This window comes from Klebsiella sp. HMSC16A12, assembly GCF_001808265.1.
In the GTDB taxonomy this organism is placed as follows: domain Bacteria; phylum Pseudomonadota; class Gammaproteobacteria; order Enterobacterales; family Enterobacteriaceae; genus Klebsiella; species Klebsiella pneumoniae.
The window spans coordinates 76,036-90,101 of the sequence record NZ_KV792561.1 but is presented as its reverse complement, the minus strand read 5'-3'; the positions used below and the strand labels follow the sequence as shown (position 1 = coordinate 90,101).

At 57.2% G+C, this 14,066-nt stretch carries 11 protein-coding genes; 3 read left to right on the top strand and 8 right to left on the bottom strand.

The window, feature by feature from the left end; translation table 11 throughout:
• Window positions 1-86 precede the first annotated feature (86 nt).
• Together HMPREF3140_RS06820 and HMPREF3140_RS06815 are read left to right on the top strand one after the other, a co-directional pair.
• Complete coding sequence (locus tag HMPREF3140_RS06820; protein ID WP_032412141.1) at window positions 87-1,265, top strand: anaerobic sulfatase maturase; 1,179 nt, start codon at window positions 87-89, stop codon at window positions 1,263-1,265.
• A complete protein-coding gene (locus HMPREF3140_RS06815; RefSeq protein ID WP_038808475.1) occupies window positions 1,249-3,117 on the top strand; it encodes a sulfatase-like hydrolase/transferase in 1,869 nt (622 codons plus the stop codon). Before HMPREF3140_RS06820 ends, HMPREF3140_RS06815 begins: the two co-directional genes overlap by 17 nt.
• Window positions 3,118-3,211: 94 nt before the next feature.
• On the opposite strand, the gene guaA is transcribed toward HMPREF3140_RS06815, so the two are convergent.
• Together guaA and guaB are read right to left on the bottom strand one after the other, a co-directional pair.
• The gene (gene guaA, locus HMPREF3140_RS06810; protein ID WP_070552892.1) at window positions 3,212-4,789 is read right to left on the bottom strand and encodes a glutamine-hydrolyzing GMP synthase; all 1,578 of its coding nucleotides are present in this window, start codon (window positions 4,787-4,789) and stop codon (window positions 3,212-3,214) included.
• Between the two features lie 67 nt (window positions 4,790-4,856).
• Window positions 4,857-6,323 (bottom strand): IMP dehydrogenase, encoded by a 1,467-nt coding sequence (gene guaB / locus HMPREF3140_RS06805; protein ID WP_004151980.1) that lies wholly within the window; start codon window positions 6,321-6,323, stop codon window positions 4,857-4,859.
• Between the two features lie 158 nt (window positions 6,324-6,481).
• Here guaB and xseA point away from each other — a divergent pair, with 158 nt between their 5' ends.
• Window positions 6,482-7,873 (top strand): exodeoxyribonuclease VII large subunit, encoded by a 1,392-nt coding sequence (gene xseA, locus HMPREF3140_RS06800; RefSeq protein WP_004174856.1) that lies wholly within the window; start codon window positions 6,482-6,484, stop codon window positions 7,871-7,873.
• On the opposite strand, the gene HMPREF3140_RS06795 is transcribed toward xseA, so the two are convergent.
• From HMPREF3140_RS06795 to hisS, 6 genes are all read right to left on the bottom strand, one after another.
• Window positions 7,857-8,075: a zinc ribbon domain-containing protein gene (locus HMPREF3140_RS06795; RefSeq protein WP_032412146.1), complete on the bottom strand. Its 219-nt coding sequence runs from the start codon at window positions 8,073-8,075 to the stop codon at window positions 7,857-7,859. The genes xseA and HMPREF3140_RS06795 overlap by 17 nt on opposite strands.
• Window positions 8,076-8,124: 49 nt before the next feature.
• Window positions 8,125-9,204, bottom strand: a complete 1,080-nt coding sequence (locus tag HMPREF3140_RS06790; RefSeq protein ID WP_032412149.1) for a Gfo/Idh/MocA family oxidoreductase — start codon at window positions 9,202-9,204, stop codon at window positions 8,125-8,127.
• Window positions 9,205-9,321: 117 nt separating this feature from the next.
• Window positions 9,322-10,800, bottom strand: a complete 1,479-nt coding sequence (der, locus tag HMPREF3140_RS06785; protein WP_023285455.1) for a ribosome biogenesis GTPase Der — start codon at window positions 10,798-10,800, stop codon at window positions 9,322-9,324.
• Window positions 10,801-10,913: 113 nt separating this feature from the next.
• A complete protein-coding gene (gene bamB / locus HMPREF3140_RS06780) occupies window positions 10,914-12,092 on the bottom strand; it encodes an outer membrane protein assembly factor BamB (protein WP_002913889.1) in 1,179 nt (392 codons plus the stop codon).
• Window positions 12,093-12,102: 10 nt separating this feature from the next.
• Window positions 12,103-12,723 (bottom strand): YfgM family protein, encoded by a 621-nt coding sequence (locus HMPREF3140_RS06775; protein WP_002913890.1) that lies wholly within the window; start codon window positions 12,721-12,723, stop codon window positions 12,103-12,105.
• A gap of 34 nt (window positions 12,724-12,757) precedes the next feature.
• Window positions 12,758-14,032 (bottom strand): histidine--tRNA ligase, encoded by a 1,275-nt coding sequence (hisS, locus tag HMPREF3140_RS06770; protein ID WP_004149335.1) that lies wholly within the window; start codon window positions 14,030-14,032, stop codon window positions 12,758-12,760.
• Between the last annotated feature and the right edge of the window lie 34 nt (window positions 14,033-14,066).

The following is a 14,066-nucleotide window of genomic DNA, read 5'->3' as shown; positions in this document are numbered from 1 at the left end:
TCGCCATCGGTAACATTAGCCACACCTCCGGTAACACAATTAGCTTTACTATCTTCCTCATCGAAACCGTTCGAGCATAGCAAAGAATGAGCGCTAATTTTAATACCGTAGCAAAACCCGGCGGCAATCGATGCAATCTGGCCTGTCGGTATTGCTTTTATCTGGAAAACGAGGTTCCGCGTCCAGGGTATGCCACCATGGACGACCTCACGCTGGAAGCGTACATTCACAACACCATTTCATCGACCCCCTCGCAAAACGTCGAGTTTTGCTGGCAGGGCGGTGAGCCTACCTTATGCGGGCTGGATTTTTTTGCAAAGGTGGTCGAGCTCCAGCAGCGTTACCGTGGTAACAAAATCATCGCCAACAGCCTGCAAACCAACGGCATCTTGCTGAACGATAAATGGGCTCGTTTTTTGCGTCGTCATGGATTTCTGGTCGGATTATCCATTGATGGCCCTGCGTCACTCCACGACACCTGGCGTACGACGGGCTGCGGAAAACCCACCTGGGAAAAAGTTGTGCAGGCCATACGCTGCCTGCAGCAGCATGACGTTCCGGTGAATGCCATGGTGGTGGTCAGCCGCCAGTCTGCAAGCCAGGGGAAAAGTCTCTATCGCTGCCTGAGCCGCGAGCTAAACCTTCACCATCTCCAGTTTATTCCTCTCGTTGACTCCCCTGCTCCCTGGTCAGTTACCCCTGAGGGCTGGGGCAAATTTTTGTGCAGTGTTTTCGACGACTGGCTGGAAAATGATGTTGGCAGGGTGTTTATCCAGTACTTTGATAATCTGCTCGGCGTATGGGCCGGCCAGCCCGCCACGCTCTGCACCATGCAGCCTGTCTGTGGGCAGAGTTTACTGGTGGAGCAAAACGGCGATGTCTACAGCTGCGATCACTTTGTCTCAGCGGAATATAAGCTGGGTAATCTGAAGCAAGATGCTATGGCAGCGATGGCGAGCTCGCCATTTCAGCAACAGTTCGGGAAGCAAAAGGGCCAACTCTCTGCCCGCTGTCAGAGCTGCCACTGGCGCTTTGCCTGCCATGGGGGATGCCCTAAACACCGTTTTACCATCCATGACGACGAAGCACAGAATTACCTGTGCAGCGGCTATTTAACTTTTTTCGGCCATATCACGCCCTATATGAACGTCATGCGAAGGCTTTTTTTAAATTGCCAGCCGCCCGCGCTCATTATGAGTCTTATCCCGGAGATTCGGCAAAATATATTACAATTAACGGAGTCTGAAGATGAAAGAACCAAATAAAATAGATGGAAATCGCCGCGATCTCCTCAAAGGTCTGGGGATTGCCGCTGTCGTGAGCCTGTTACCAGAGACGGGAAACGCCGCACAAAATAATGCCGCCCCGAAAGCGGCATGGGATATTCCTTTCACCGGCGAAATCCCTGACACACTGCCCGAAGGCTACAATATTTTACTCATAACCTGCGATCAGGAACGTTATTTCGAGCGGTATCCCTTTCCGGTGCCGGGCCGGGAACGCCTGATGAAAACGGGTATCACTTTTACCAATCATCAGAACACGGCCAACGTTTGTACGCCATCGCGCTCTGTCATGTACACCGGGCTCCATATGCCGCACACCCGGATGTTTGATAATCTTGGCTTCCCCTGGATGAATTACGATCTGGACCCGGAATTACGTACCGTGGGCCATATGATGCGTGAACTGGGTTATTACACGGCGTATAAAGGTAAATGGCATCTTACCCGGGAGATCGATCAGCCGGTCGCTGGTAAATCGGTAGAAGAAATGGACCTGGGCGAGATCCCGACGCCGCGACTGCATGAAATTATGGAAAAGTATGGTTTCTCTGATTATCACGGCATTGGCGATGTCATCGGGAAAAGTAAGGGCGGCTATTTCTTTGATTCAGTCACCACGGGGCAGACCATTAGTTGGCTACGTAACACCGGCCGCCCGCTGAATGATGAAAATAAACCCTGGTTCGCGGCAGTAAACCTGGTTAACCCCCACGATGTCATGTTTATCGACACCGATGAGCATGGTGAGCAGGTGCAGTGGAAAGGGCCAATGGATAAAGAAAACCACACCCTGCTGCCAACCCAACCCCCGCACAACCAAATCTATCAGCAAAGCTGGCCAGACTATCCGCTGCCTGCAAACCGCCATCAGCCGCTCGATGAGCCTGGCAGACCTGCCGCCCATAAAGAGTACCAGAATGCCAGGGCGGTGATGGAGGGACAGTTCCCCGATGAAGACCGGCGCTGGCGCAAATTACTGGATTATTATTTCAACTGTATTCGCGATAATGACCAGCATCTTGAGGCGATTCTCAATGAACTTGATAATCTTCAACTGACGCAAAATACGATTATCGTCTTTACCGCCGACCATGGGGAACTCGGAGGCTCCCACCAGATGCATGGTAAAGGTTCCTCGGTGTACAAAGAGCAGATCCATGTGCCGATGATCATTCGCCATCCGGCGTATCCGGGAAATATCCGCTGCAACAGTTTGACCAATCATCTGGATTTAGTACCGACCCTGATTGGTCTGACTGGACGCGATCGCTCGCTGCGAGAGAAAGTCCTGGAGGGCAGAAAAGGCCGGGATATGAGCCCATTACTGGCGCATCCTGAGCAAGCGGGCTTAAATGCGCTGCGTCCGGGTTCGCTTTATTGTTACGGCATGATCCTGTATATGGATGCGCAATACACGGCAAAATTCAGAAAGCTGGCTGGAGAAAAACTCCCGCACGATCAATTTAAAAAAGCAATCGCGTCACTCCATCCTGATTTTTCCCATCGCTCAGGGATCCGTATGATCAACGATGGACACTATAAATTTGCCCGCTACTTTTCGCTCAAGCAGCATCATATTCCTGCTTCCCTGGCCGAGCTGCTGGAGAATAATGATGTTGAACTTTTCGATCTGGTTAACGACCCCGAAGAAAATCATAACCTCGCCCGGGAGCCAGAGAAATACCGGGATCTGTTAATGACAATGAACGATAAACTCAATCAGCTCACTGCCGCTGAGATTGGCGAAGATGATGGCAGCTATATGCCCCCGTTTGAAGGAAGCCAGTGGGATCTGACGGCGGCCCAGATGCATCAATATATGCGCGATTAGCGCTTGCCGTCAGGTGGGAGACCTTAATGTAGCAGCTATAAAAAAACCCTCTGTAAACACAGAGGGTTTCGTTTTACTCAGCTAACGCCGGGGATTACTCCCACTCAATCGTTGCTGGCGGCTTGCCGCTGATGTCATACACCACGCGGGAGATACCGTTCACTTCATTGATGATACGGTTGGAGACGCGGCCGAGGAAATCGTACGGCAGGTGTGCCCAGTGCGCGGTCATGAAGTCGATGGTTTCCACCGCACGCAGGGAAACCACCCAGTCGTATTTACGGCCATCGCCCATCACGCCGACGGAACGAACCGGCAGGAACACAGTGAACGCCTGGCTGACTTTGTTATACAGATCAGCTTTGTGCAGCTCTTCGATGAAGATAGCGTCCGCACGACGCAGCAGGTCGCAGTACTCTTTCTTCACTTCGCCCAGCACGCGCACGCCAAGGCCGGGGCCCGGGAACGGGTGACGGTAGAGCATGTCGTACGGCAGGCCAAGTTCCAGGCCGATCTTACGCACTTCGTCTTTAAACAGCTCACGCAGCGGCTCAACCAGGCCCATCTTCATCTCTTTCGGCAGGCCGCCCACGTTGTGGTGAGATTTGATGACGTGCGCTTTACCGGTGGCGGAAGCGGCAGACTCGATAACGTCAGGGTAGATAGTACCCTGCGCCAGCCATTTGACGTCGTCCAGCTTCAGCGCTTCTTCGTCGAACACTTCCACGAAAACGCGACCGATAATTTTACGCTTCGCTTCCGGATCGCTTTCACCCGCCAGCGCGTCGAGGAAACGCTGCTCGCCTTCAACGTGAACAATGTTCAGGCCAAAGTGGTCGCCGAACATCTCCATCACCTGCTGCGCTTCGTTCAGGCGCAGCAGACCGTTGTCCACGAATACGCAGGTCAGGTTTTTGCCGATAGCGCGGTGCAGCAGCATCGCGGTCACCGAAGAGTCCACACCGCCGGAGAGGCCGAGGATCACTTTGTCGTCGCCAACCTGCTGACGGATACGCTCAACGGCGTCGTCAATGATTTTCGCCGGGGTCCACAGCGCTTCGCACTGGCAGATGTCGCGCACGAAGCGCTCCAGCATACGCATCCCCTGACGGGTGTGGGTCACTTCCGGGTGGAACTGCACGCCGTAGAAGCGTTTTTCTTCGTTGGCCATAATGGCGAACGGGCAGTTGTCGGTGCTGGCGACGGTCACGAAGTCCGCTGGGATGGCGATCACTTTGTCGCCGTGGCTCATCCACACGTCCAGCAGTGGTTTGCCGTCTGCGGTCAGGGAATCTTCGATACCGCGCACCAGCGCGCTGTCGTTAACCACTTCAACCTGTGCGTAACCAAACTCACGCTCGTTAGAACCTTCTACATGGCCGCCCAGCTGCATCGCCATGGTCTGCATGCCGTAGCAGACGCCAAATACCGGCACGCCGGCTTCGAACACATACTGCGGCGCGCGCGGGCTGTTCTCTTCGGTGGTGCTTTCCGGGCCGCCGGAAAGAATGATGCCGCTTGGATTAAATTCGCGGATCTGTGCTTCCGTGACATCCCATGCCCACAGCTCACAGTAGACGCCCAGCTCACGCACGCGACGCGCCACCAGCTGAGTATACTGAGACCCGAAGTCGAGGATGAGGATGCGATGTTTATGAATGTTTTCCGTCATTGACGCTAATTCCGAGGCAAGTGAAACAGAGTAAATAAATCGCCCGACGCAAGGTCGGGCGAAGAAATCAGGAGCCCAGACGGTAGTTCGGGGACTCTTTGGTGATGGTCACGTCGTGAACGTGGCTTTCCTGAATGCCCGCACCGCTGATGCGTACGAATTCAGCTTTGGTACGCAGCAGGTCAATGGTACCACAGCCGGTCAGACCCATACAGGAACGCAGACCGCCCATCTGCTGGTGAATGATCTCTTTCAGGCGGCCTTTATAGGCCACGCGGCCTTCGATACCTTCCGGCACCAGTTTGTCAGCGGCGTTATCGCTCTGGAAATAGCGATCAGAGGAGCCTTTGGACATCGCGCCAAGGGAGCCCATCCCGCGGTAGGATTTGTAAGAGCGACCCTGATAGAGTTCGATTTCACCCGGGGACTCTTCGGTACCCGCCAGCATGGAGCCAACCATCACCGCCGCCGCACCGGCGGCGATCGCTTTGGCGATATCGCCGGAGAAACGGATACCGCCGTCAGCGATAACCGGAATACCGGTCCCTTCCAGCGCTTCCACCGCGTCGGAAACAGCAGTGATCTGCGGCACACCCACGCCGGTGACGATACGGGTAGTACAGATGGAGCCCGGGCCGATGCCCACTTTCACCGCGCTGCAGCCGGCTTCCGCCAGCGCGCGCGCGCCTGCTCCAGTGGCGACGTTGCCGCCGATGATCTGCAGGTCAGGATATTTCGCGCGCGTTTCACGGATACGCTGCAGAACGCCTTCTGAGTGACCGTGCGAGGAGTCGATCAGCAGAACGTCAACGCCTGCCGCTACCAACGCGTCTACGCGCTCTTCGTTGCCGGCACCAGCGCCGACCGCCGCGCCTACGCGCAGACGGCCCTGCTCATCTTTACAGGCGTTCGGTTTACGTTCTGCTTTCTGGAAGTCTTTGACGGTGATCATGCCGCGCAGGTGGAAGCTCTCATCCACGACCAGCGCTTTCTCAACGCGTTTTTCGTGCATCTTAGCGAATACCACTTCACGGCTTTCGCCTTCACGAACGGTGACCAGACGCTCTTTCGGCGTCATGTAGACGCTGACCGGCTGGTTCAGATCGGTGACGAAACGCACGTCGCGGCCGGTGATGATGCCGACCAGCTCGTTTTCTTCGGTAACCACCGGGTAGCCGGCGAAACCGTTGCGCTCGGTCAGCTCTTTCACTTCACGCAGAGTGGTCGTCGGCAGAACAGTCTGCGGGTCGGTGACCACGCCGGACTCATGTTTCTTCACGCGACGAACTTCTTCCGCCTGGCGCTCGATGGACATGTTTTTGTGAATAAAGCCGATGCCGCCTTCCTGTGCCAGGGCAATAGCCAGACGCGCTTCCGTTACGGTATCCATGGCTGCGGAGAGCATAGGAATATTCAGACGAATGGTTTTCGTCAGCTGAGTGCTGAGATCGGCAGTATTCGGCAGAACGGTAGAATGAGCGGGAACGAGGAGGACGTCGTCAAACGTCAGGGCTTCTTTAGCGATACGTAGCATGGGCAATATCTCGACCAGGGTGGATAAATATTGCCGTGGCATTATACAGAGCGTAACCGATTGCATCTACCCTTTTTTGCAAATAATACTTGCCATCCCCTCTGAGCGCGTTACTATCGACTGAATAACCTGCTGATTTAAAGTTTGATCTTGCTCACATGTTACCCTCTCAATCCCCCGCAATTTTTACCGTAAGCCGCCTCAATCAGACGGTGCGTCTGCTGCTTGAGCGCGAAATGGGTCAGGTTTGGATCAGCGGCGAGATCTCTAACTTCAGCCAGCCCTCCTCCGGCCACTGGTACTTCACCTTAAAAGACGATAACGCCCAGGTGCGCTGCGCGATGTTCCGCAACAGCAACCGCCGGGTCACGTTCCGCCCGCAGCACGGGCAGCAGGTGCTGGTTCGCGCCAACATCACGCTGTATGAGCCGCGCGGCGACTACCAGATTATCGTCGAAAGCATGCAGCCCGCCGGCGAAGGGTTGCTGCAGCAGAAGTATGAGCAGCTGAAAGCGCAGTTAACGGCGGAAGGACTGTTCGAGCAAAAACATAAGCAGGCGCTCCCCTCTCCCGCCCACTGCGTCGGCGTCATCACCTCGAAAACCGGTGCCGCGCTGCACGATATTCTCCATGTCCTCAGGCGCCGCGATCCCGGGCTGCCGGTGATCATCTACCCAACCGCGGTCCAGGGTGACGACGCCCCCGGGCAGATTGTGCGCGCCATCGCGCTGGCCAACGCGCGCCAGGAGTGTGACGTACTGATTGTCGGACGCGGCGGCGGTTCGCTGGAGGATCTGTGGAGTTTTAACGATGAGCGGGTGGCGCGGGCTATTTTCGCCAGCCAGATCCCTATCGTCAGCGCCGTCGGCCATGAAACCGACGTCACGATCGCTGATTTTGTTGCCGACCTGCGGGCACCGACTCCCTCAGCCGCCGCGGAAATCGTCAGCCGCAACCAGCAGGAGCTGCTGCGCCAGCTGCAGTCCGGACAGCAGCGGCTGGAAATGGCGATGGACTATTTCCTCGCCAGTCGCCAGCGCCGTTTTACCCAGCTGTTCCATCGCCTGCAGCAACAGCATCCACAGCTGCGCTTGGCCCGCCAGCAGACCGCCCTGGAACGCCTGCGCCAGCGGATGCGTATCGCCGTGGAGTCACAGCTTAAGCGCGCAGAACAGCGGCAAAAGCGCACCGTTCAGCGTCTGAATCACTACAACCCGCAGCCGCGGATCCACCGCGCGCAGTCGCGGATCCAGCAGCTGGAATACCGGCTGGCGGAAATTATGCGTGGCCGCCTCAGCGAGCGGCGTGAACGGTTTGGCAACGCGGTGACCCATCTGGAGGCGGTGAGCCCCTTAGCCACCCTGGCGCGGGGCTACAGCGTCACCTCGGTGAGCGACGGTACGGTGCTGAAGCAGACAAAACAGGTCAAAACCGGCGATCTGCTCACCACCCGCCTGAAAGACGGCTGGGTCGAAAGCGAAGTGAAGCAGATCGCGACGGTGAAAAAAACGCGGGCCAGAAAGCCTTCGCCCACTAAACCAGCGGAATAAATTCCACCCGTTTTTTCGAGATAAGGCCATGCCCATGCTGGCAAAAGTAATCCACCGCGCCGCACGCCTTCAGCACATCCAGCGGCTGGTGGCATTCCGGGCAGCGGGCCTCAAGGGTAAATACCCTTTCGCACTGGGCGCAATGCGCGCTACTGCCTTTGACATCTAACGGCGCGTGGCACAGAGGGCAATCAAGTTCCATAACCATTCCTTTCAACGTTTATCTGCACCTATTTTATCATGTTCCGGGTTTAATGCGGGCCGCGTAATTGCTGCTGCAACCTGAGCAGCCATTCCACTTCCTCAAGCCTACGCTGCGTTAGCCCGGCCACGCTATCCGGCGCCCGGATAAACAGATTATCAGCGCCGAGGATCTGCTCATCAAGACAGTGCGTATAGATCGCCCCGGGCCGGGTCCAGCGCTGCACCCGCTCGCCGTCCTGTAGCGTCACCACTTCGCCCTCAGGGGCGCGATCGAAGCTAATTATTCGCCCGTCCCGCAGTCCTATCCGCATTCCCTTTTGCCCGCCCGCGGGACCCGCGTATTTGTTGAGCCAGATATTGAGCGGGATAGTGCCCAGGGTTCCCTGCAGATGCGCCTCCCCCTCGGCAGTGCTCGTATCCCCAGGAGCAATGTCATGGCCGAGGCGGTCTTTCGCCACCCGAAGGGAAAGGCTCAGCGCCGTATCGCCTCCGCTGGCGTGCAGGGTTTCGCGGAGCATCGCCAGGACATGGGTGCCGATATCGAGGATCACCCCATCAGGGTGACGCAGCTGCCGGGTATCCAGCTCCCCGGTGGCAAAATTGAGTGCGACCGGCTCACCAGCGCTGTTAAAGCCGCTTGGCTCCTGCAAATAACCTTCGAGCCAGACGATATCCTGCGCTGACAGGTGCGGCGGAGGCAGGCCGCTGGCCTCCCCTTCCGCCCGCCACTGCGGGCCAGGAGCGTTCAGCGCAACGCCTCGCGCCATCCAGTGGTCAAGAGCCAGCACCCGCGCGGCCTGCTCAGGCGGCGCCAGCAGCGCCCGCAGCCGGGCGGCCTGCTCAAGGTTGGCCACGATCGGCTTTTCCACCACGATGCGGGAAATGCCGCTGGCTAACGCCCTCTCCAGTACGGGCAGATGCTGAAGTGATGAGGTGGTAATGAAGAGCGTATCCAGGGGTTCGGCCAGCAGCGCCGACAGCGAACTACAGCGCTGGATCCCCGGCAGCGCTCTACTGCAGTCCAGGTCATAGCCCTGGCAGCGGTCGATGACGTCCCCCAGGCGACGCAGCGCCGGTAAATAGGCGGTTTCCACCACCGCGCCGAGGCCGATAAAACCAATCTGCATAGTAAGTCCACCTTTGAGCCGCTCTGTTCCCGGCGAAGTATCGCGGGATTATGGCGGAAGGTTTTGACATTTACCGGCATGGCGGCCACAAAAAACCCGCCGAAGCGGGTTTAATGATTATTTGCTTTTCTTGATGTGCTTGATCAAGCGCTTACGTTTACGCATCTGGTTCGGCGTCAGGGTGTTACGCTTGTTAGCGAACGGGTTTTCCCCTTCCTTGAACTGGATCCGGATTGGCGTGCCCATCACGTCCAGGGATTTACGGAAGTAGTTCATCAGGTAGCGCTTGTAGGAATCCGGCAGATCCTTGACCTGGTTACCGTGGATCACCACGATAGGCGGGTTGTAGCCCCCGGCGTGGGCGTATTTCAGCTTCACGCGACGGCCACGCACCAGCGGTGGCTGATGATCTTCCGCCGCCATGTTCATGATCCGGGTCAGCATCGCGGTGCTTACGCGGCGCGTAGCGCTGTCGTAGGCTTCGCGTACCGATTCAAACAGGTTGCCGACGCCGCTGCCGTGCAGGGCGGAGATGAAGTGCACCCGGGCAAAGTCGATAAAGCCCAGACGATAGTCGAGGGTCTCCTTCACCTGCTCCTTCACTTCCTGACTCAGGCCATCCCACTTGTTAACGACGATCACCAGCGAACGGCCGCTGTTAAGAATAAAGCCCAGCAGCGAGAGGTCCTGGTCGGAGATCCCTTCGCGAGCATCGATCACCAGCAGCACGACGTTGGCGTCTTCAATCGCCTGCAGCGTTTTGATCACCGAGAACTTTTCCACTACGTCGGTGATTTTCCCGCGCTTGCGCACCCCGGCGGTATCGATGAGCACGTATTCGCGCTCGTCACGCTGCATCGGGATATAAATGCTGTCACGGGTGGTGCCCGGCATATCGTAGACCACCACGCGATCTTCACCGAGGATGCGATTGGTGAGGGTTGATTTACCGACATTAGGACGCCCGACAATCGCCAGCTTGATCGGCAGATCCTGCGGATTGAAGTCGTCTTCCAGCTCTTCTTCCGCTTCGCCATTCTGCTCGGCTTCGAATTTCGCCCAGTATTCGGCGTCTTCATCCACTTCTTCCTGCGGATTAACCTCATCTACCCATGGCAGCAGGGCCTGCTCCAGCAGGCTGGTCACGCCGCGGCCGTGCGAAGCGGCAATCGGATAGATATCGCCCAGGCCGAGCGACCAGAAGTCCGCCATCGCCTGGTCGACGTCGATGCCGTCGGTTTTGTTAGCCACCAGGAAGGTGGGCTTTTCACGAGAGCGCAGGTGTTTAGCGATCGCGATGTCCGCCGGCATCAGGCCCGCGCGCGCATCGACCATAAACAGCACCACATCGGCCTCTTCGATTGCCAGCAGCGACTGCTCCGCCATCCGGGTTTCCACGCCCTCTTCCGTACCATCAATACCACCGGTATCGATACAGATGAATTCGCGGCCTTCGACTTCGGCCCGACCGTACTTACGGTCACGAGTCAGCCCCGGGAAATCCGCAACCAGCGCATCACGAGTGCGCGTCAGGCGGTTAAAGAGCGTGGATTTTCCAACGTTAGGGCGCCCGACAAGCGCGACCACAGGTATCATGTTAAATGCCTCATACAATCACTAAGCAACATCGTCTTAACGACGTTTTTAAAAAAGTCAAAACGGCCCCTGTCTGCCAGGGGCCGTTTCTTAATCACTCACGACAGCGGTAATTAACGCGTAATCGCGTACAGCGTACCGTCTTTCGCCTGGATCAGCAGTCGACCATCGGCAACCACCGGGTCGGTCAGGAAGCCGGAGCTGTCCACTTTCTGCTGCGCCACAAAATGGCCATCTTCCGGATTAACCCAGTGCATGTAGCCTTCGCTATCGCCGACGACCAGATTGCCATTATACAACACCGGCGCGGTCAGCAAACGGTGCAGCAGATCGCTTTGCGTCCACAGGGTTACACCGCCGTCGGTGGTCAGCGCCAGCAGGCGATCGTTCTGGTCAACCAGGTAGATACGGTTACCATCGACGATGAAATCATTCACCGAACCCAGCTCGCGTTTCCACATAATCTGGCCGCTACGCAGGTCCAGCGCGGTCAGGTTGCCGTTATAAGCCAGCGCATAAACCACACCGTTAACGATGATCGGCGTCGTGTCGACGTCGTTCAGGCGGTCAATTTCCGTCGGGCCGGTGGCCGTAGAAATACGCTGCTGCCAAATCATCTGCCCCTGCTGCATCAATACTGCACTGACGCGGCCGTTGTCGCCGCCGACGATCGCCGCGCCGTAGGCGGTCGCAGGCGCAGACTCGCCGCGCAGGGAGAGCGCCGGCATATCGAGGTTAACGGTCCACTTCACGGCCCCATCGGTCTCGTTTAGCGCCTGCAGCTGGCCGTTGCTGGTATGCACCAGCACCATGCCATCGCTCACCACCGGACGCGACAGCGCCTCGCCGGCGACACGGGTTTGCCAGGCCACGGTACCATCGCTGGTATTCAGCGCATAAAGCTGCGCTTTCTCGCTGCCGATATAAACATGGCCGCCAGAGACGGTCACCCCGCCAGAAAGCAGCGCTGGCGTGCGCGAGAACCAACCATCTTTCTCCGCCAGATTCACCGACCACACCTCTTTGCCGTCGTCGGCGTTCAGCGCTTTGACGGTGCCTTTACGGTCAGCAGCATACACTACGCCGTCGGCAAAGGCCGGATGAAGGTTAGAGTAAAATTCGCCGATACCATCGCCAACCGAGGTGCTCCAGGACGTGGACGGCGTAAACTGGTTTTCTACCGTCGGCAGCGGTGACATTTTCACCACATCTTCTTCGCTATTAAACAGCGAACACCCGCTCAGCAAGGTAACGGAAAGCAGCCCTGGCAACAGTAATTTACGCAATTGCATCGAGTCCCTCTCAGATGGACAAATTATTCATTTTCATACGCATCATTTCGCTGAGCGCAGGAGAAGCATCGCTTTTCACGCCAGCTTCCCACGCCGCACGGGCCCCTTGCTTATCGCCTTTGCTCAACAGAATTTCGCCGCGCAAATCGGCCACAATGGCGGTCCAGCCCTCACCTTTGATGCTGTCGAGGGTTTTCAGCGCCGCATCAGCCTGTTTCATTTGCAGCTGAACGCGGGCCAGACGCATACTGATAACCGATTTCAGATTATCATCAGATGCGGCCGCCAGCCCCTGCTGCAGCTGCTTTTCAGCGTTCGGCAGATCGTTCTGTTCAACAAAATGCTGTGCCAGCTCGAGAGAGGCGAAGGCGCCGTAGGTATTTTTATTGTCAGCCGCGAATTTCTCTGCCCCTGACAGCACTTCTGGCGTATTCGATTTCAGCGCGGAAGTCGCCTTCTCGTAAGCCAGCGACGCGTCTCTGGCGGTATCCTGCTGATGGGAGGTCCAGTAGCGCCAGCCTACCAGCGCGCCAATCCCTAAAATCACCCCGACCGCCAGCGCTTTGCCGTTTTCGGCAAAGAAGCGCTTCAGCGCATCGACCTGATCGTTCTCGTTGTTAAAAGTTTCCACGCAGTCCTTCTCCTGACTAATAATTCCCGGGAGATTAACCCAGAAGTGTGCGCAAATGCGCGGCAACGCTCTCCTGCGTTACGGTAGTTTGCTCACCTGAGCGTAAATCCTTCACTACCACGTTTCCGTCAGCAATCTCTGATTCACCGACCACCAGCGCGACGCGCGCCCCCCACTTGTCAGCGCGGGCGAACTGCTTCTTAAAGTTGCCGCCGCCGTGGTTGGTCATCAGCTTCACGCCGGGCAGCGCATCGCGAACCTGCTCAGCCAGACGCATTGCAGCAGACTGAGTATCGGTCCCGGAGGCTACCAGGTATATATCGACAACAGGATCGGCTTTAAATTCCGGATTCACTGCCTGGACCAGTAAAACAAGACGTTCCAGCCCCATGGCAAAACCCACGCCCGGGGTAGCGCGACCGCCCAGCTGCTCAACCAGGCCGTCGTAACGACCGCCGGCGCAGACGGTGCCCTGGGAACCAAGGCTGGTGGTCACCCACTCGAACACGGTGCGGTTATAGTAATCAAGGCCGCGCACCAGGCGCTGGTTGACGGTGTAGCGGATCCCGGCATCGTCAAGCAACGCGCACAGGCCGGCAAAGTGGGCTTTCGACTCTTCGTCAAGATAATCGCCGAGCGCCGGCGCGTCGTTGAGCAGCGCCTGAACGTCCGGGTTTTTGGAGTCCAGCACCCGCAGCGGGTTGGTATACATCCGGCGTTTACTGTCTTCATCCAGTTTATCGGTAAACTGCTCCAGGTATGCCACCAGCGCGTCGCGGTAGTTGGCGCGCGCTTCCAGCGAACCGATGGAGTTCAGCTCCAGGCTGACGTGTTCGGAGATGCCCAGCTCACGCCACCAGCGCGCGGTCAGCATAATCAGCTCCGCGTCGATGTCCGGGCCCTGCAGGCCAAACACTTCGGCGCCGATCTGGTGGAACTGGCGGTAGCGACCTTTCTGCGGGCGCTCGTGACGGAACATTGGCCCGACGTACCACAGACGCTGTTCTTGATTGTACAGCAGACCATGTTCGATGCCGGCACGTACGCAGCCCGCCGTCCCTTCCGGACGCAGCGTCAGGCTGTCGCCATTGCGGTCTTCGAAGGTATACATCTCTTTTTCAACCACGTCGGTCACTTCGCCGATCGCGCGTTTGAATAACGGGGTCTGCTCTACAATCGGCAAACGGATTTCGCTGTAACCGTAGCTACCGAGCACCTGCTTCAGTGAGCCTTCAATGCGCTGCCAGAGAGCGGTTTCGCCCGGCAGATAATCGTTCATGCCACGGATGGCTTGAATGTTCTTTGCCACGTTTATTCTCTTTATATATACAAAAATGAACCCC